The sequence below is a fragment of the Variovorax sp. NFACC27 genome (assembly GCF_048301545.1).
In the GTDB taxonomy this organism is placed as follows: Bacteria; Pseudomonadota; Gammaproteobacteria; order Burkholderiales; family Burkholderiaceae_C; genus Variovorax; species Variovorax gossypii.
In genome coordinates this window covers 3,712,991-3,730,011 of the sequence record NZ_CP157613.1, presented here as the reverse complement: position 1 = coordinate 3,730,011, position 17,021 = coordinate 3,712,991, and the positions used below count along the sequence as shown (strand labels likewise).

General features: G+C 65.3%; 20 protein-coding genes. 13 read left to right on the top strand and 7 right to left on the bottom strand.

Going from position 1 to position 17,021, the window contains the following annotated elements:
• The 9 genes from trbE to ABL840_RS17470 all read left to right on the top strand — a co-directional run bounded on the left by trbE (position 1) and on the right by ABL840_RS17470 (position 8,600).
• Positions 1-2,448: a conjugal transfer protein TrbE gene (gene trbE, locus ABL840_RS17510; protein ID WP_093302949.1), complete on the top strand. Its 2,448-nt coding sequence runs from the start codon at positions 1-3 to the stop codon at positions 2,446-2,448.
• Entirely contained in the window at positions 2,445-3,173 is a 729-nt protein-coding gene (gene trbJ / locus ABL840_RS17505) for a P-type conjugative transfer protein TrbJ (RefSeq protein WP_093302946.1), read from the top strand. Before trbE ends, trbJ begins: the two co-directional genes overlap by 4 nt.
• 10 nt (positions 3,174-3,183) lie before the next feature.
• Positions 3,184-3,456 (top strand): EexN family lipoprotein, encoded by a 273-nt coding sequence (locus ABL840_RS17500; protein ID WP_093302943.1) that lies wholly within the window; start codon positions 3,184-3,186, stop codon positions 3,454-3,456.
• 2 nt (positions 3,457-3,458) lie between these two features.
• Positions 3,459-4,841, top strand: a complete 1,383-nt coding sequence (gene trbL / locus ABL840_RS17495) for a P-type conjugative transfer protein TrbL (protein WP_093302940.1) — start codon at positions 3,459-3,461, stop codon at positions 4,839-4,841.
• Positions 4,842-4,863: 22 nt separating this feature from the next.
• Positions 4,864-5,568: a conjugal transfer protein TrbF gene (trbF, locus tag ABL840_RS17490; protein ID WP_093302938.1), complete on the top strand. Its 705-nt coding sequence runs from the start codon at positions 4,864-4,866 to the stop codon at positions 5,566-5,568.
• A complete protein-coding gene (gene trbG / locus ABL840_RS17485; protein ID WP_176947496.1) occupies positions 5,565-6,590 on the top strand; it encodes a P-type conjugative transfer protein TrbG in 1,026 nt (341 codons plus the stop codon). The genes trbF and trbG overlap by 4 nt, the downstream gene beginning before the upstream one ends.
• A complete protein-coding gene (locus ABL840_RS17480) occupies positions 6,587-7,873 on the top strand; it encodes a TrbI/VirB10 family protein (RefSeq protein WP_418116315.1) in 1,287 nt (428 codons plus the stop codon). The genes trbG and ABL840_RS17480 overlap by 4 nt, the downstream gene beginning before the upstream one ends.
• Entirely contained in the window at positions 7,870-8,133 is a 264-nt protein-coding gene (locus ABL840_RS17475) for a DUF2274 domain-containing protein (RefSeq protein WP_093302935.1), read from the top strand. Before ABL840_RS17480 ends, ABL840_RS17475 begins: the two co-directional genes overlap by 4 nt.
• A gap of 155 nt (positions 8,134-8,288) precedes the next feature.
• On the top strand, positions 8,289-8,600 hold the full coding sequence (locus ABL840_RS17470; protein WP_093303300.1) for an AlpA family phage regulatory protein: 312 nt from the start codon (positions 8,289-8,291) through the stop codon (positions 8,598-8,600).
• Here ABL840_RS17470 and ABL840_RS17465 read toward each other — a convergent pair.
• The 5 genes from ABL840_RS17465 to guaB all read right to left on the bottom strand — a co-directional run bounded on the left by ABL840_RS17465 (position 8,578) and on the right by guaB (position 13,985).
• Positions 8,578-9,834: a tyrosine-type recombinase/integrase gene (locus ABL840_RS17465; protein WP_093302933.1), complete on the bottom strand. Its 1,257-nt coding sequence runs from the start codon at positions 9,832-9,834 to the stop codon at positions 8,578-8,580. The genes ABL840_RS17470 and ABL840_RS17465 overlap by 23 nt on opposite strands.
• 293 nt (positions 9,835-10,127) lie before the next feature.
• Positions 10,128-11,747, bottom strand: coding sequence for a glutamine-hydrolyzing GMP synthase (gene guaA, locus ABL840_RS17460; RefSeq protein WP_093302930.1), 1,620 nt, complete (start codon positions 11,745-11,747; stop codon positions 10,128-10,130).
• Positions 11,748-11,758: 11 nt separating this feature from the next.
• A complete protein-coding gene (locus ABL840_RS17455) occupies positions 11,759-12,193 on the bottom strand; it encodes a type II toxin-antitoxin system VapC family toxin (protein WP_170217035.1) in 435 nt (144 codons plus the stop codon).
• Entirely contained in the window at positions 12,190-12,438 is a 249-nt protein-coding gene (locus ABL840_RS17450) for a type II toxin-antitoxin system Phd/YefM family antitoxin (RefSeq protein WP_093195299.1), read from the bottom strand. The genes ABL840_RS17455 and ABL840_RS17450 overlap by 4 nt, the downstream gene beginning before the upstream one ends.
• Positions 12,439-12,515: 77 nt before the next feature.
• Entirely contained in the window at positions 12,516-13,985 is a 1,470-nt protein-coding gene (gene guaB, locus ABL840_RS17445; RefSeq protein WP_093195300.1) for an IMP dehydrogenase, read from the bottom strand.
• Positions 13,986-14,114: 129 nt separating this feature from the next.
• Between guaB and ABL840_RS17440 the strand changes: the two genes are divergently transcribed.
• Complete coding sequence (locus ABL840_RS17440; protein ID WP_093302928.1) at positions 14,115-14,648, top strand: DUF4124 domain-containing protein; 534 nt, start codon at positions 14,115-14,117, stop codon at positions 14,646-14,648.
• A 16-nt stretch (positions 14,649-14,664) separates the two neighbouring features.
• Here the strand turns inward: ABL840_RS17440 and ABL840_RS17435 are convergent, their stop codons facing one another.
• Together ABL840_RS17435 and ABL840_RS17430 are read right to left on the bottom strand one after the other, a co-directional pair.
• Positions 14,665-15,003, bottom strand: a complete 339-nt coding sequence (locus ABL840_RS17435) for an RnfH family protein (RefSeq protein ID WP_093302925.1) — start codon at positions 15,001-15,003, stop codon at positions 14,665-14,667.
• A 5-nt stretch (positions 15,004-15,008) separates the two neighbouring features.
• Positions 15,009-15,455: a type II toxin-antitoxin system RatA family toxin gene (locus tag ABL840_RS17430; protein WP_093195303.1), complete on the bottom strand. Its 447-nt coding sequence runs from the start codon at positions 15,453-15,455 to the stop codon at positions 15,009-15,011.
• Positions 15,456-15,518: 63 nt separating this feature from the next.
• Here ABL840_RS17430 and smpB point away from each other — a divergent pair, with 63 nt between their 5' ends.
• From smpB to ABL840_RS17415, 3 genes are all read left to right on the top strand, one after another.
• Positions 15,519-15,995, top strand: coding sequence for an SsrA-binding protein SmpB (gene smpB, locus ABL840_RS17425; protein WP_093195304.1), 477 nt, complete (start codon positions 15,519-15,521; stop codon positions 15,993-15,995).
• A 99-nt stretch (positions 15,996-16,094) separates the two neighbouring features.
• Entirely contained in the window at positions 16,095-16,463 is a 369-nt protein-coding gene (locus tag ABL840_RS17420; RefSeq protein ID WP_093302922.1) for a hypothetical protein, read from the top strand.
• Positions 16,464-16,505: 42 nt separating this feature from the next.
• A complete protein-coding gene (locus ABL840_RS17415) occupies positions 16,506-17,021 on the top strand; it encodes an RNA polymerase sigma factor (protein WP_093302920.1) in 516 nt (171 codons plus the stop codon).

The window sequence follows — 17,021 nt, the reverse complement described above, 5'->3', positions numbered from 1 at the left end:
ATGATGAACCTCACCGAATACCGAAAGCGTCCGGCGCTGCTGGCCGACTGGCTCCCGTGGGCCGGCTTGGTCGCACCCGGAGTCGTGCTCAACAAGGACGGCTCGTTCCAGCGCACGGCGCGTTTCCGCGGGCCAGACCTGGACAGCGCGACACAGGGCGAGCTGGTCGCCACGTCAGCGCGGCTGAACAACGCCCTGCGCCGGCTCGGCTCGGGCTGGGCGCTGTTCGTCGAAGCCGAGCGGCGCGAAGCCGCCGACTACCCTGAATCGTCGTTTCCCGAACCGCTGTCATGGCTGGTCGACGAAGAGCGGCGCGCCTCCTTCGAGGAAGACGCCAGCCACTTCGAGAGCAGCTACCACCTGTCGCTGCTGTATCTGCCTCCGGAGGAATCGCGTGCGCGTGCGGGCCGGCTGCTCTACGAGAACCAGAAGACCGAAGGCGTGGATTGGCGTGAACGGCTGACCACCTTCGTGTCCGAGACCGAACGCTTCTTCGGCCTGCTCGAAGGCGTGATGCCAGAGATTCGCTGGCTCGACGACAGCCAGACATTGACCTACCTGCATGCGTGCATTTCGACGCGCCGACACGCCGTCGCGGTGCCCGAGGTGTCAATGCACCTCGATACGCTGCTGGCGGATGAGCCGCTCACCGGCGGACTGGAGCCGATGCTGGGCGGTTCGCATCTTCGGGTGTTGACCGTGCGCGGTTTCCCGACTTCGACCTGGCCCGGTCTGCTCGACGATTTGAACCGCCTGGGCTTCGCCTACCGCTGGAGCACGCGGTTCATCTGCCTTGACAAAGCCGAAGCGGCGAAGGAACTGAGCCGCCTGCGCCGCCAGTGGTTCGTCAAACGCAAGAACATTGTCGCGCTGCTGCGCGAGACGATCTTCCAGCAGGAGAGCCCACTGGTGGATACCGATGCGTCCAACAAGGCATCCGACGCCGATGCAGCTCTGCAGGAGCTGGGAAGCGACCAGGTGGCGTTCGGCTACGTCACTGCTACAGTGGCCTGGCTCGATGCCGATGCAGCCGCGGCCGACGAAAAGCTGCGGCAGGTGGAGCGAGCCATCCAGGGTCGAGGATTCGTGACGATCCCGGAGACCTTGAACGCGGTCGATGCCTGGCTGTCGTCGATTCCCGGCCATGCCTATGCGAACGTGCGCCAGCCCATCGTATCGACACTGAACCTGGCGCACATGATGCCGGTCTCGGCCGTCTGGGCCGGGCCGGAGCGCAATGCACATCTCGATGGCCCTCCACTGATCGTCACCCGTACCGACGGTGCGACGCCATTCCGGCTGGTCACGCACATCGGCGATGTGGGCCACACGCTGGTGGTCGGGCCGACCGGCATGGGCAAGTCGGTGCTGCTCGCCACATTGGCGATGCAGTTCCGGCGCTACGCAGGTTCCCAGTTGCTCGTCTTCGACATGGGGCGCTCGATGCGCGCCACCGTGCTCGGTCTTGGCGGCGAACATTACGACCTTGGTGCGGACGGAGCCATCGCGTTCCAGCCCTTGGCCCGCATCGACCAGGCCGTCTACCGAACCTGGGCGGCCGAGTGGATCGAAGGACGCTTGGTTCAGGAAGGCGTCGCTGTCGGGCCGGCCGAGAAGGACGCCGTGTGGTCTGCGCTCAACAGCCTGGCGAGCGCGCCGGTCGAACAGCGCACCATGACCGGGCTGTCGGTGCTGCTGCAGTCCAACGCCCTGCGCCAGGCGCTGCAGCCCTACGTGCTGGGTGGTGCGCACGGCACGCTGCTCGACGCGGATTCCGACCGGCTCGGAACGGGTTCGATCCAGTGCTTCGAGATGGAAGAGCTGATGCAGAGCAAGGCAGCGGTGCTGGCTGTGCTGGGGTATCTGTTCGCGCGCTTCGATGAGCGCTTCGACGGCGCGCCGACTTTGTTGATCCTCGACGAGGCGTGGCTGTTCCTCGACGACCCCGTGTTCGCGTCTCGCATCCGCCAGTGGCTCAAGACGCTGCGCAAGAAGAACGTCTCGGTGATCTTTGCCACGCAATCGCTGGCCGACATCCAGAACTCGTCGATTGCGCCGGCCATCGTGGAGAGCTGCGCGAGCCGCATTTTCCTGCCGAACCCGCAGGCGACCGAGCCGCAGATCCGCTCGATCTACGAGGGCTTCGGCCTGAACGCCCGGCAGATCGACATCGTCGCGACCGCGCAGCCGAAGCGGGACTACTACTACCAGTCACGGCTGGGCAATCGGGTCTTCGATCTCGGCCTGGGGCCCGCAGCGCTGGCTTTCGCCGGGGCCTCCTCGCCGGAAGACCAGCGTGCCATCGATGCGGTGCTTGCCGAGGGCGATGCCGGTGCATTCGCCGCCACCTGGCTGCGCCATCGCGGCCTCGACTGGGCGGCCGATCTCATCCCCTCGTTTCCTCCCTTTCCACCCTTTTCGTCCACAACTCAGGAGAACACGCCATGAAAAAGACCTTGCTTGCCGTCGCCGCAGCGGCCTTGATGAGCGCGCTGCCCGCTGCGCATGCGCAGTGGGTCGTGATCGATCCCACCAACCTCGCGCAGAACCTCATGACGGCTGCCAACACGCTGGAACAGATCAATAACCAGATCAAGCAGTTGCAGAACCAGGCGCAGTCGCTGACGAACCAGGCGAAGAACCTGACCGGTCTGGACTTCAGCGCCCTGAACGAACTGCGCGCCGCGCTGTCGGCGACGAACCGATTGATCCAGCAGGCGCAGGGCCTGGCCTTCAACGTGCAGCAGATGGAAACGCAGTTTCAACAGCTGTATCCCGAGTCGTTCAGTGCCACCGTCTCCAGCGGACAGATGGTACTGGATGCGCGCAAGCGCTGGACGAACTCGCTCGACGCGCTTCGCACCGCGACCAAGGTGCAGTCGCGGGCGGTACAGAACTTCGCCTCGGACGAATCGACGCTGACGGATCTGGTGAACCGCAGCCAGTCGGCCGTGGGCGCCTTGCAAGCCACGCAGGCCACCAATCAACTGCTGGCCCTGCAAGCCCGGCAGTCAATCCAGGCGCAGCAGCTTCAGATCACGCAGGACCGGGCGGCGGCGCTGGAACAGGCACGGCAAGTCGCCGTCCAGGAACGTGCACGCGAGGTGCGCCGCCGCTTCATGGGTGCGGGCACGCCATACACGCCTGCCGCGGTGAATTTCTACAGCGAGTGAGGAGACTGCCATGAACAAGCTCTTCATCCTTGCAGCCGTGGCTTCAACCTTGCTGATGGTGGCCTGCGGCAAACCGGCATCTGTCGAATCCGTCGAATCGCTCATGGCGAACCCAGAGCGCTTGAAGGAACTGCGTGCGCAGTGCAAGGCCGACCATGCCAAGGTCGGTGATGCGCAGTGCAATGCGGTGGCCGAAGCCACACGCCGGCGCTTCTTCGGCAGCGGTGGCCCGCCTTACACGCCGCCCGCATCATCGCCAGCGTCGCCGGCGCAGAAGGAGTAGCAGTGCAGGACGTGGCGGTCATTGACCGCTTCCTCGACGTCTTCTCGCGCTATATCGATTCAGGCTTCGGGCTGCTGCGCGGCGAAGTCGCCTTCCTCACGGCCACGCTGATCGCGATCGACGTCACGCTTGCAGGACTCTTCTGGGCCATGAGCCACGCCTCTGGCCAGGGCGATGACGTAATAGCCAAGCTCCTCAAGAAGGTGCTGTACGTCGGAGCCTTCGCCTACATCATCGGCAACTTCAACAGCCTCGCGGGCATTCTGTTCCGCTCCTTCGCCGGGCTTGGCCTGACGGCTTCAGGTTCGGGCATGAGCCAGGCGCAGTTGCTGCAGCCGGGCCAGCTCGCCAAGGTCGGCATCAATGCCGGCCGGCCGATCATGGAGCAGATCGGCACCATGACGGGGTTCCCGGAGGTGTTCGCCAACCTCGACACCATCGCGGTGCTGTTCCTCGCGTGGCTCGTGCTGATCGTGGCGTTCTTCGTGCTGGCGGTGCAGCTCTTCGTCACGCTGATCGAGTTCAAGCTGACCACGCTCGCGGGCTTCGTGCTGGTGCCCTTCGCGCTGTGGAACAAGACCTCGTTCCTGGCTGAAAAGGTTCTGGGCAACGTGGTGTCGTCGGGGATCAAGGTGCTGGTGCTCGCGGTGATCGTGGGCATCGGCTCTGGCCTGTTCGCAGAGTTCACAGTGCCACCAGGCGCAGACCCGAGTATTGACCATGCGCTGGTGATCATGCTGGCGTCGCTGGCGATGCTCGGATTGGGGGTCTTCGGCCCGGGGATCGCGACTGGGCTGGTATCTGGTGCGCCGCAGTTGGGCGCGGGCGCTGCGGCGGGCACCGCGATGGGTGCAGCAGGGCTGGCCGTGGCTGGAGGTGCAGCCGTGGCTGGCGCCGGTTCCGCAGTGGCGGCGGGTGCGCGTATGGCGCCCGGTGCGGCGCAGGCGGCCATTAGCGGCGGCGCGACCGCCGCGCGCTCGGCCAGCGCCCTGGCCAGCGGTGCGAAGTCTGCTTACCAAACGGGCGCTGCCGCATCGGACGGTAGCGGCGTGCGTGCTGCCGGTGCTGGGCTCGCCAGCGTCGCAAAGGCCGGGGCGAGTGCAGCCGGCCAGCGCGTCGCTTCCGGCGCCAAGGCCGTCAAAGACCACGCTGCGAGCTTCGTGGCCGATGCTGCCGCGCCTGCCTCTACTGCTGCATTCGCCTCTGATTCAGCTGCCCGGGGCAGTGCATCGGCCCCTTCCGCAACAGAGCCCGCATGGGCGCAGCGCATGCGCCGCAAGCAGCAGGTGACTCAAGCCGCGACGACCGCAGCCCACGTGCTGCGCTCGGGCGACCACGCCGGTGGTGGCGCCAGTCCCAGTCTGCGGGACAGCTCCAACCCCTGAACCCTTTTTGAAAGGAAACATTGTGCGTTTCAAACGACCCCAGGTGCGGTACTCGGACACGCCCGAGCCCGTCACCCCCTATCAAGCCGCCGCGCAGGTCTGGGACCAGCGCATCGGCGACAGCCGCGTGCAGGCGAAGAACTGGCGCTTGATGGCCTTCGGCAGTCTGTCGCTGGCGCTGCTGATGGCTGGCGGGCTGGTCTGGCGCTCTGCGCAGTCCATCGTCACGCCCTATGTCATCGAGGTGGACAACGCTGGTCAAGTGCGCGCCGTGGGCGAAGCGGCTGCGCCGTACAAGCCGGCCGATGCGCAGCTCGCGTTTCACCTGGCGCGCTTCATCGGCGACGTGCGGTCGCTCTCCATCGACCCGATCGTTGTCCGCCGGAACTGGCTCGAAGCCTACGACTACACGACCGACCGCGGTGCCGCGACGCTGAACGATTACGCACGGACCAACGATCCGTTCTCTCGCATCGGGCAGAGCTCGGTGGCCGTGGAAGTGACCAGCGTAGTCCGGGCCAGCGATGCCTCGTTCCAGGTGCGCTGGATCGAGCGCAGCTACACGAATGGATCGCCTTCGGGCACCGAGCGCTGGACGGCGGTGCTGTCCGTCGTGCTGCAGCCGCCACGCACCGAAGAACGACTGCGCAAGAACCCACTGGGCATCTACGTCAACGGCCTGTCCTGGAGCCGTGAACTCGAATCAACGCAAGGAGCAAAACCGTGAAGCCACATTTCAGTAAGACCGTATCGAGCTTGTTCCTGATCGCCGCGCTAGCGATTGCTGCAGGCTGCGCTACCCAGGGCAAACCTCCGCCGGTGATCTCACTCGATGAACCTGTTGCCGTCGCGGCCAAGGTCTTGCCCGAGCCTGCGAAGCCAATCGAGGTGGTGGCCGTTCCTGAGCCACTACCGTTGCCTGAACAGATGAAGGCGCTGCCAGCCGACGGTGACGCGAAGCCGGCGCCAGAGCCTGCCGACGACAAGTTGCGTGTCTCTCGCGCAAACGAAGAAGCGCGCATCGCGCCGACGCGCGAGGGCTATGTGAACGCGATCCAGATCTGGCCCTATGCGGACGGAGCGCTGTACCAGGTCTACACGAGTCCGGGTCGTGTCACCGTGATCGCGCTGCAGGAGGGTGAGGAATTGGTGACGGTCTCCGCTGGCGACACAGTGCGCTGGATCGTGGGCGACACGGCCAGTGGCGCTGGCGCTGCTCTGCGCGTCAACATCCTGGTGAAGCCAACCCGCGTGGGGCTGAAGACGAATCTTGTCGTCACCACGAATCGGCGCACCTACCTGCTCGAGCTGTCTTCGACGCCGCAGGCCTGGATGGCTTCGGTGTCGTGGGACTACCCGAAGGATCGGATGCTTGCGCTGCAGAAGCAGGCGCGCGAAGCCCAGGCGGCCACGCCGGTGGACTCGGGCCTGTCGCTGGAGCAACTCAAGTTCCGCTATGCGATCACGGGCGACGGACCCTCGTGGAAGCCGCTGCGTGCGTTCGACGACGGGCAGCGGGTCTACATCCAGTTCCCCGGTGGTATCGCACAGGGCGAATTGCCCCCGCTGTTCGTAATCGGGTCGCAAGGGGACGGACAGCTGGTGAACTACCGCTTCCGGTCGCCGTACTACGTCGTTGATCGGCTCTTCGGTGCTGCCGAACTACGGCTGGGTGGGTTCAAGGGCGGCAAGGCCGAGGTCGTGCGCATCGAGCGCACGGATGGCGTTCAACGCGGGAGTGGATCGTGAGCGAGGCCGGCGCAGCATCCATCAAGGCCGATCCTGAAACGCTGGCGCTGCGCGCGAAGCCGCGCCCTGTCGTTCGCCTGAATCGCCGCGTGCTGGCAGTAGGAGCCGGCACGCTCGCCGCGGCGGTGCTGGGCGGCACGCTGTGGTCGTTGCAGTCGCAGCAGCGCTCTCGTTCTCCTGCGAATGAGTTGTTCAACGTCGATCGCATTGCGAAGTCGGAGAGCCTGGACCGACTGCCGAAGGACTATGCAGGCCTTCCGCCGGCGGTGAAGGCTGCACCGCCTGTGCTGGGCGAGCCGTTGCCCGGCGACCTGGGGCCAGCCATCGTGAAATCGCAGCAGCCGATGGAACAGCGGATGGCGCCGCCTGGTACGGATCCGGCGCTGCTGGCCGCCGAAGAAGCGGCGCGGTCGTCGGTGTTTTTCCGGGGGGCCGGAGGCGGGGCCGGTGGCGCCAGGCCGGTGGCTGCCGCTCCACCTACGACATCAGTAGCCAATCCGAATGCAGGCATTGCCGCTCCGACCCAAAATCCGTTCAATGCAACGGCCGGCGGCATGCAGCCCGCGGTGCCGACCGATCCGATTGCAGCGCAGAACCGGCAGGACTCGAAAGAGGCCTTTCTGACGAAAGCGGGAGACGGGGCCACGCGCAATCCAGGAAGTTTGCAGCTGCCCGCATCGCCGTACCAAGTAATGGCGGGCACCGTGATTTCTGCAGCGCTGGTGACAGGGATCAATTCGGACCTGCCGGGGCAGGTGATCGCCAACGTGACGGAGGCGGTCTACGACACCGCCACGGGGCGGCATCTGTTGGTCCCGCAGGGCTCGCGACTGATTGGGCGCTACGACAGCCAAGTGTCCTTCGGCCAACGGCGCGTGCTGCTGGTGTGGACGCGGCTGATCCTGCCAGACACGTCGTCGGTGCAGCTGGACCGTTTGCCGGGGATCGATCCAGCGGGATATGCCGGGCTCGAGGATGGCGTCGACTGGCACTGGGACCGCATCCTGGCCGGTGCGGCGCTGTCGACGCTATTGGGCGTCGGGGCAGAGCTGGCCGCACCGGAGAGTCGTACGGACCAGAACGGCAACCGAACGGTGATCGCCATCCGCGAAGGCGCGCAGGATTCGATCAACCAGGTCGGGCAGGAGATCACGAAGCGCAATGCGAGCATCCAGCCGACGCTGAACATTCGGCCCGGGTTTCCGATGCGGGTGATGGTGAGCAAGGACTTGGTGCTGCGGCCGTACCAACCATTGTTCTTCATGCGAGGTGTCCCGCAATGAGCGCAGCCAAGCTCCGCCTTGGACCATTGCCAAAGGCAACGACGGTGAGGTTTGCTGTGACTATGCCTGCCGACCTGAAGGACATGCTCGACCGTTATGCGGCTCAACATTCACAGGCCTACGGCGAGGAGGTTGACGCGGCGTCCCTCGTCCCCCACATGCTGGAAGCTTTCATGGCGCGCGATCGCGCTTTCAGCAGGGCCGCGAGCAAGCGGCCATCGCCCCAAACTACGCCCGGGCACGCTGCAGAAGGTTCTTGATAGATGTCGGCTCATGCACGATGAGGGCATCAACATTTGCAGTGCCCTCCGCGTGACCGGACTTCCGTGACGCTGTGGCACGGATGGAGTCAATCATGAGAAAAGGCGAAGAGTCAGCCGCTCACAGGGCCTTGCACGGCGGGCACGGCGAACGCATGCAGAGCCCCGAGCAGCAACCCCAATTGGGGGTCTCAAGCGCCCTGTCCTTCCGGCGTACGATCCGGCGGACGGAACTGCACAAGATGGTGCCGCTCTCTGGCACCACGATCTACGACATGGAGCGTCGAGGCGAGTTCCCGCGCCGGTTCAACCTGACCTCGCGCTGCGTGGTGTGGGATCTTGCAGAGGTCGAGGCCTGGATCGAGACACGCCGCCAGGTCTCGGACGCCGCGCAGATGAAGCGTGCGCCCTCCCCCGACGTGCGGCAGCGCAAGCGCCGTCCGGTCAAAGGAATGCTTGCGTCGTGATGACCTTCATCGACGGCGGCAGCAAGGTGGGCGTGTGGGACTTGCCTGCCACCCAGGCGTCGATCATGTCCGCCCACTCTTGCAGCATGTGCCGGCGCTGCTCGGCGTACTCGGCCTTGTTGTAGACCCCGCGCGACGAGCGGCCGTCTTCGTGGGCGAGGCACTTCTCGATCCAGTCACTGTTGAAGCCCAGTTCGTTCAGGATGGTCGAGCCGGTACGGCGCAGGTCATGCACGGTAAAGCCGTCCAAGGGCAGGCCCTTCTCCTTCGCTCGGGCGGCCACCAGCTGCGTTACGCGGTTAAGGGTCGCATTGGACATGCACTTGTCAGGCTCGTAACGCGAAGGCAGCACGTACCTGGAACCGCCAGCGCAAGTGCGCAGCGCGACCATGATGTCGAGCGCCTGCTGCGACAGATAGACGTTGTGCGCCTTGGAACCCTTCATGCGCTCCTTGGGGATGGTCCACAGCGCGTTCTCGAAGTCGATCTCGTTCCAGGTGGCATGGATCAGCTCACCCTTGCGCACGAGGGTAAGCAGGATGAGCCGGAGTGCCAGGCGGATGGTCGGGTACGACGCCACCGTTTCCAATTGATGGTGCATCAGTCGGATTTCGACGGGCGACAAGGCGCGGTCTTTCGGCACGAAGGTCGCGATCGAGGACGGCCCTACGTCGTCGGCCGGATTGGCGACCTTTTCGCCGTGCAGGATGGCAAACCCATAGATTTGCTTGACGATGTCTCGCACGTGGACGGCCGTAGCCGGGGCCCCCCTGCCCTTGACCTTGTTGCAGAGGTCGCGCAGGTCGTCCGAGGTGATTTCGGTCAAGAGGCGGTTCCTGAAGACGGGCAGGATGTCGCGGTCGAGGATGCTCTTGCGCATCGAGCGAGTACTGTCCGCCATCCTTGCGCCCTTGGCCCACCTGTCGGTGAATTCCTGGAAGTTCTTTGCCTCCGACAGACGGCGCTTTTCGCGCTGTTTCTCCTGCGCCGGAGATTTACCGTCAGACACCGCGCGCCGGGCGTCTATGCACCTCTCGCGGGCCCTGGCCAGCGACAAGCCGTCCGCTCCATAACGTCCGATCGTCAGGGTCTCACGGCGGCCGTTCATCCGGTAGTCGTAGCGGAAGGTGACAGTGCCGACCGGCGACACGGTGACGTACATCCCGTCCCGGTCGGTCACCTTGTAGAGCGCGGGCTTGGGCTTGAGGTTCTTGAGCGCGGTGTCGGTGAGCATGCGTTCTCCTGGGTGAGAGCGTCTTTACCGTCAAGCACGCTCAAACTGCAAATACGCCCGGAACCCGCATGAAACCTAGCTTCTTGCCTTCTTTTTTACCGTCATGCGTCGAAACGGGCTGACGGTACAAATTTTAGACCAGAGGAACGAACTTTTGCTACCGACAGATCCGCCGACAACTTGAGTTGCTTGCTACCAATCGTTGGCGATAGATATCGAGGAGAAAATATTTATAAATCAACGACTTACATCAATTTAGCGATAGTTTTCGATTGACCGCGAAGAGCGGCAAATCATTCCCACTCGATCGTCGCCGGCGGCTTGCTCGACACGTCGTAGGTCACGCGGTTGATGCCGCGCACTTCGTTGATGATGCGCCCCGACACCTTCTTCAGCAGCGCATACGGCAGCTCGGCCCAGTCGGCGGTCATGAAGTCGCTGGTCTGCACGGCACGCAGTGCGACCACGTAGTCGTAGGTGCGGCCGTCGCCCATCACGCCCACGCTCTTCACGGGCAGGAACACGGTGAAGGCCTGGCTCGTGAGGTCGTACCAGGTCTTGCCGGTGGCTTCGTCGGTGAAGTTGCGCAGCTCTTCGATGAAGATCGCGTCGGCGCGGCGCAGCAGGTCGGCGTATTCCTTCTTCACTTCGCCGAGGATGCGCACGCCCAGGCCCGGGCCGGGGAACGGGTGGCGGTACACCATCTCGGGCGGCAGTCCGAGGGCCACGCCCAGTTCGCGCACTTCGTCCTTGAACAGGTCGCGCAGCGGCTCGAGCAGCTTGAGGCCCAGCTGTTCGGGCAGGCCGCCCACGTTGTGGTGGCTCTTGATCGTGACGGCCTTCTTGCTCTTGGCGCCGCCCGACTCGATGACGTCGGGGTAGATCGTGCCTTGCGCCAGGAAGGTCGCTCCCTTGTGTCCACCGCCACCGGCCTTGAGCCTGGCGGCTTCCTGCTTGAACACGGTGACGAACTCGCCGCCGATGATCTTGCGCTTGGCTTCGGGGTCGCTCACGCCGGCGAGCTTGCCGAGGAACAGGTCGCTGGCATCGACGCGGATCACCTTCGCGTGCAGCTTGCCTTCGAACATCTCCATGACCATGTCGCCTTCGTTCAGGCGCAGCAGGCCGTGGTCGACGAACACGCAGGTCAGCTGGTCGCCGATGGCGCGGTGGATGAGCGCGGCAGCCACGCTCGAATCGACGCCGCCCGACAGGCCCAGGATGACTTCTTCATCGCCCACCTGCTCGCGGATCTTCTCGACGGCTTCGGCGATGTGGTCGCGCATGACCCAGTCGGGCTGCGCGCCGCAGATGCCGAGCACGAAGCGCTCGAGGATCGCCTTGCCCTGCATCGTGTGCGTGACTTCGGGGTGGAACTGCACCGCGTAGTAGCGGCGCGCCTCGTCGGCCATGCCGGCGATGGGGCAGCTGTCGGTGCTGGCCATGAGCTTGAAGCCCGGCGGCAGTTCGGTGACCTTGTCGCCGTGGCTCATCCACACGTTGAGCATGCCGTGACCTTCGGGCGTGGTGAAGTCGGCGATGTCCTTCAGCAGCGCCGTGTGGCCATGAGCGCGCACGGCCGCGAAGCCGAACTCGCGCTTGTGGCCGCCCTCGACCTTGCCGCCGAGCTGGTGAGCCATGGTCTGCATGCCGTAGCAGATGCCGAGCACCGGCACGCCGAGGTCGAACACGGCCTGCGGGGCCTTGTCCGTGGTCTCTTCGTACACGCTGGCGTGGCTGCCGGAGAGGATCACGCCCTTGAGGTGGCCGTCGGCGGCGTATTCGCGCACCCATTCGTCGGTGACGTCGCAGGGATGCACTTCACTCAGCACGTGGGCTTCGCGCACACGGCGTGCGATGAGCTGCGTGACCTGCGAGCCGAAATCGAGGATGAGGATCTTGTCGTGTTGCATGGCGAAAGGACTCAGAGCGTTGAAATGTCGAGCAGCTTCACTCCCGCCTGGGGTGCAGCCTGGATGAGTTGCTCGTCGAAGGTGGCGAGCGGGAGATTGAGCGACTTGGCGAGCCAGAGATAGCCCGCATCGTAGAGAGACACGCCGGCATCGATGGCGACGGCAAGCACGGCCTTGTGCTGCGCCGGCGCGAGCTCGTGCAGTTCGACGCGATGGCGGATGGCGTCGAGCACGCTCCACAGCCCTTCGACGGCGGACGAGGGAATGCGGCCGCTGCGCACGCCGTTGGCGAGGATGTTGGCGCACTCCCATTGCCAGACGTTGGGTGCCTGCGGCTCGACCTCGTCGCGGCGGATGGCGGCGTAGAGCCTGCGGGTGTGCTCGCTGGCCATGTCTGGAAGCAACCAGGCGGCCGTGACCGAGGCATCCATGACGAAGGCGGTCATTGCTGGCGCCCCTCGTCGAGCAGGGCGCGCGGCTGCGGGCCGGGCTGGATGGTGGCGTGGAGCGCGTCGATCTGGCCCAGCTCGCGCTCGATCTGCTCGTCGGTGATGACCGGCTTGCGGCGCACCGGCAGCATGCGCACGACTTCCTTGCCGTGGCGGGTGATGCGAACCTCCTCGCCCTTTTCGACGGAGTCGATCAGGGCCGAGAAGTTGTTCTTGGCTTCGGCGATGCCGATGGATTGCATTTGGGCCAGAAAATTTGAATCTGGCCCAAATTTTAAACCCAGTCTGGCCCGACTTTCAAGGTCTGGCCAGATTAGGCTCAGTCCGCGCGGTAGTTCGGCGCTTCCTTCGTGATCTGCACGTCGTGGACGTGGCTCTCACGAATGCCGGCGGTGGTGATCTCGACGAACTCGGCCTTGTTCTGCATGTCGGCGATGGTCGCGCAACCGCAGTAGCCCATGCTGGCGCGGACGCCGCCGGCCATCTGGTAGACGATCGAGACGATCGAGCCCTTGTAGGGCACACGGCCTTCGATGCCTTCGGGCACGAGCTTGTCGGTGTTCGGGTTGCCGGTGGTCGACTCCTGGAAGTACCGGTCGGCGCTGCCCTGCTGCATCGCGCCGATGGAGCCCATGCCGCGGTAGCTCTTGTAGCTGCGGCCCTGGTACAGCACGATTTCGCCCGGCGCCTCTTCGGTGCCGGCGAACATGCTGCCCATCATGACAGTGCTCGCGCCAGCCGCGATGGCCTTGGCGATGTCGCCCGAGTAGCGCACGCCGCCGTCGGAAATCAGCGGAATGCCCGTGCCCTGCAGCGCGGTTGCAACGCTGTCGACCGCCATGATCTGCGGCACGCCCACGCCGGCCACGATGCGGGTGGTGCAGATGGAGCCGGGGCCGATGCCGACCTTGACCGCGTCGGCGCCGGCGTCGGCCAGCGCGCGGGCGGCGTCGCCGGTGGCGATGTTGCCGCCGATCACGTCGACCTGCGGATAGTTTTTCTTGACCCAGCGCACGCGCTCGATCACGCCGGCGCTGTGGCCGTGGGCCGTGTCGACCACGATGGCGTCGACGCCGGCCTTCACCAGCGCCTCGACGCGCTCCTCGGTGCCGTCACCCACGCCGACAGCGGCGCCCACGCGCAGGCGGCCGTTGGGGTCGCGCGCGGCATTGGGGAAGCTGGTCTGCTTGGTGATGTCCTTGACGGTGATGAGGCCCTTGAGCTCCCAGTCGCCGTTGATGACGAGCAGGCGCTCGAGCTTGTGCTTGTTCAGCAGCGCCTTGGCTTCGGCGAGCGTGGTGCCGTCGGGCACGGTGATGAGCTTCTCGCGCCGCGTCATGATCTCGCTGACGGGCACGTCGTAGCGGCTTTCGAAACGCAGGTCGCGGCCGGTGACGATGCCGACCACCTTGCCGGCGTCGACCACCGGGAAGCCCGAGATGCCGAGCTGGTCGGACAGCGCCATCACCTGGCGCACCGAGTGCGTCGGCGTGATCACAACCGGATCGCGCAGCACGCCCGACTCGTAGCGCTTCACCCGGGCCACTTCTGCGGCCTGCTGCTGCGCGGTGAGGTTCTTGTGCACGATCCCGATGCCGCCTTCCTGCGCGATGGCGATCGCGAGGCGGGCTTCGGTCACGGTGTCCATGGCCGCAGAGACGAGCGGCAGGTTCAGCGTGATGTTGCGGGAGAGTTTGGTGGCGAGGGAGGTGTCCTTGGGCAGGACCTGGGAGAACGCTGGCACCAACAACACGTCGTCGAAGGTGAGCGCTTTGCCGAGAAGGCGCATGGGTGAAGCTCCAAAAGACGGATTGTAACGAGGCCTCCGGCCGGTTTGCCGGCCCGGGGCCATTTCCGGACGTTGCAAAAGCACCCAACCCGGATGTTGCAAAAAGTAAGGCCCGGCTAAACTTCAGGGATGAAATTCGTGCACTGGCTGGTACTGGGATGTGTCGTTGCTCTGCCGCTGTCGGCGAGCGCTCAATGGCAATGGCTCGACAAGAACGGCAAGAAGGTCTACAGCGACCAGGCTCCGCCGCCCGACGTGCCCGAGAAGAACATCCTGCGCCGCGTAGGCCCGCCGCCGGCGGCGCGGTCCACCGCGAACCCGAATGTCGACGCGCCGCCCCCGGCGGAAGGTGCCGCCGACGCCCCTGCCGCTGCGCCGAAAGCCGCGGCCGCGCCCAAGCCCACGGGCGTCGACAAGGAACTCGAGGAAAAGACCAAGAAGGCCGAAGCAGAGCAAAAGGCCAAGCAGGCCGCGGAAGAGGCAAAGATCGCGAAGGCCAAGGCCGACAACTGCGCCCTCGCCCGCCAGAGCAAGGCCACGGTCGACAGCGGCATCCGGCTGGCAAAGGTCAACGCCAAGGGCGAGCGCGAAATCATGGATGACGCCGCCCGTGCCGCCGAGCAGAAGCGCATTCAGGATGTGATCAACAACGACTGCAAGTAGCACGGTCGTCCGTCAGTCAGTAGCCGGCCTTGCCGCCCTTGCGGCGGTTCGCGAACAGGCCGGTTCCCTTCGAGCCCTGGCGCTGGAAGCGCTCCCGGCGCGCCACCTTGGGGTCCACTGCCAAGGGGCGGCACAGCTCGATGCGGTCGCCGTCCTTCAGGGCCTGATCCCATTCGACCGCCTTGCCCCAGATGCCCGGCGTCATGGCATGGCGCCAGTCCAGATCCGGAAAACGCTGCGAAAGATCGCTGGCCCGGACGGCGTCGACCAGCGTCGCGCCCGGCGGGAGATGCAGCACCTGCTCGAACACCTCGCGCGCTGCGGGGGAGCAGCTCAGCGTGACCTCGATGGTCATCGGAATCAGGACGAGCCGTAGACCTGCTCGGCGCGCTTGACGAAGGCCTCGACCAGGCTGGATGCGATGGTGTCGAACACGGGGCCCACGAGCGCCTGCAGGGCGAAATTGCTGAAGCCGTAGCTCAGGTGAAGCTCGACACGGCAGGCGCGTTCGCCCTCTTCTCCCACGGGCGTGAATTTCCACTTGCCGTCGAGGTTGGAGAACGGCCCGTCGACCAGCTTCAGCTGCACCTCGCGGCCTGGAACATGGGTATTGCGGGTGGTGAAGCTCTGGTGCAGCCCGGCGAAGGCCAGGCCCACTTCGGCCGTCATGCCGGCCTCGTCCTGCTCGATGACGCGGGACTTGTCGCACCACGGGAGAAACTGCGGATACTTCGCCACGTCGGTGACGAGCGCATACATCTCTTCGGCGCTGTACCAGATGAGGACGGACTTGTTGACTGTTTTCATAGAATCGGCACAGCGTGCGCGACGGATTGTATTGAAGCCATGCAGCCCCCATATTCCCGAGTCATGGCCACCAAGAAACAAGATACCTCCTCCCGCATCGCCGACAACAAGAAGGCTGCCTACAACTATTTCTTCGAAGAGCGCTTCGAGGCCGGCATGGTCCTGGAAGGCTGGGAAGTCAAGTCGCTGCGCGAAGGCAAGGTGCAGCTCACCGACGGCTACGTGGTGATCCGCAACGGCGAACTCTTCGTGCTGGGCTGCCAGATCAACCCGCTCAAGAGCGCCTCCACGCATGTCAACCCCGATTCGATCCGTACCAAGAAGCTGCTGCTGAAGAAGGATGAGATCCGCCGCCTTACGGCCAAGGTCGAGCAGAAGGGCTACACGCTGGTGCCGCTCAACCTGCACTGGAAGGCCGGCAAGGTGAAGTGCGAGATTGCGCTGGCAAAGGGCAAGGCCGAGCACGACAAGCGCGACACCATCAAGGACCGCGAAGGCAAGCGCGAGGTCGAGCGCGCGATGAAGAGCCGCAACCGCTGAAGAATCTTTTTTGCGGACGATGGAATAAAAGCCGCGCCTCGGGCGTTTGTGCGGTTGTCACCGGAAGCACCGGTGTCGCCACCAACAAGGAGTTCTTCCATGTCGCCTTTCCGCGCATCTTCCGCCGTCCTGCTGAGCGCCCTTCTCGCGCTCCCCGCCTTCGCCCAGCCCAAGCCCGCCGATGGCGCCCTCGTGGGCCCGAACGGCATGACGCTCTACACCTTCGACAAGGACACGGCCGGCAGCGGCAAGTCGGTCTGCAACGGCGGATGCGCCACCAACTGGCCGCCCTTCATGGCGGCCGACGGCGACAAGCCCAGCGGCGACTTCACCATCGTCACCCGCGACGACGGCAAGAAGCAATGGGCCGCCAAGGGCTGGCCGTTGTACTACTGGGCCAAGGACACCAAGCCGGGCGACAAGACCGGCGACGGCGTCAACGGCACCTGGAAGCCCGCCAAGCCCTGATCCGCCGGCCTTTCCCGCCCTTCGCCCTCCGCCCTTCGCTCCATGGACGCCCGCCTGCTGGTCGAGCACATCCCGAGCCTGCGCCGCTACGCGCGGGCGCTCACGGGCAATGCATGGGCGGCGGACGACCTGGTGCAGGACACGCTGGAGCGCGCCTGCAGCAAGTGGCGCCTGTGGGTGGTGGGCAGCGACCTGCGGGCGTGGCTCTTCACCGTCATGCACAACATCTTCGCGAGCCAGGTGCGCCGCACGCCTCCGCCCCACGCCGTGGTGCCGCTCGACGAGGTGGTGCAGGAGGTGCAGGGAATGGCCGACTCCAGCCGCGACCAGAGCACCGGCATCGACCTGCAGCGCTGCCTGATGCAGTTGCCCGAGGAGCAGCGCGCCGTGCTGCTGCTGGTGACGCTCGAAGACCTGTCGTATGCCGAAGTCGCCAGGGTGCTCGGCGTTCCGGTCGGCACGGTGATGTCGCGCCTGTCGCGTGCCCGCGTGCGGTTGCAGGAGCTGATGGACGGCGCGTCGCCCGCCGTGCGCCCCGGCCTGCGCCGCCTCAAGTGA

Excerpts from the sequence above, each read along its gene's own strand:
- trbE (WP_093302949.1), top strand. The coding sequence starts at position 1 with ATGATGAACCTCACCGAATACCGAAAGCGTCCGGCGCTGCTGGCCGAC.
- trbJ (WP_093302946.1), top strand. The coding sequence starts at position 2,445 with ATGAAAAAGACCTTGCTTGCCGTCGCCGCAGCGGCCTTGATGAGCGCG.
- ABL840_RS17500 (WP_093302943.1), top strand. The coding sequence starts at position 3,184 with ATGAACAAGCTCTTCATCCTTGCAGCCGTGGCTTCAACCTTGCTGATG.
- ABL840_RS17475 (WP_093302935.1), top strand. The coding sequence starts at position 7,870 with ATGAGCGCAGCCAAGCTCCGCCTTGGACCATTGCCAAAGGCAACGACG.
- ABL840_RS17470 (WP_093303300.1), top strand. The coding sequence starts at position 8,289 with ATGCAGAGCCCCGAGCAGCAACCCCAATTGGGGGTCTCAAGCGCCCTG.
- ABL840_RS17465 (WP_093302933.1), bottom strand. The coding sequence starts at position 9,834 with ATGCTCACCGACACCGCGCTCAAGAACCTCAAGCCCAAGCCCGCGCTC.
- guaA (WP_093302930.1), bottom strand. The coding sequence starts at position 11,747 with ATGCAACACGACAAGATCCTCATCCTCGATTTCGGCTCGCAGGTCACG.
- ABL840_RS17455 (WP_170217035.1), bottom strand. The coding sequence starts at position 12,193 with ATGACCGCCTTCGTCATGGATGCCTCGGTCACGGCCGCCTGGTTGCTT.
- ABL840_RS17450 (WP_093195299.1), bottom strand. The coding sequence starts at position 12,438 with ATGCAATCCATCGGCATCGCCGAAGCCAAGAACAACTTCTCGGCCCTG.
- guaB (WP_093195300.1), bottom strand. The coding sequence starts at position 13,985 with ATGCGCCTTCTCGGCAAAGCGCTCACCTTCGACGACGTGTTGTTGGTG.
- ABL840_RS17440 (WP_093302928.1), top strand. The coding sequence starts at position 14,115 with ATGAAATTCGTGCACTGGCTGGTACTGGGATGTGTCGTTGCTCTGCCG.
- ABL840_RS17435 (WP_093302925.1), bottom strand. The coding sequence starts at position 15,003 with ATGACCATCGAGGTCACGCTGAGCTGCTCCCCCGCAGCGCGCGAGGTG.
- ABL840_RS17430 (WP_093195303.1), bottom strand. The coding sequence starts at position 15,455 with ATGAAAACAGTCAACAAGTCCGTCCTCATCTGGTACAGCGCCGAAGAG.
- smpB (WP_093195304.1), top strand. The coding sequence starts at position 15,519 with ATGGCCACCAAGAAACAAGATACCTCCTCCCGCATCGCCGACAACAAG.
- ABL840_RS17420 (WP_093302922.1), top strand. The coding sequence starts at position 16,095 with ATGTCGCCTTTCCGCGCATCTTCCGCCGTCCTGCTGAGCGCCCTTCTC.
- ABL840_RS17415 (WP_093302920.1), top strand. The coding sequence starts at position 16,506 with ATGGACGCCCGCCTGCTGGTCGAGCACATCCCGAGCCTGCGCCGCTAC.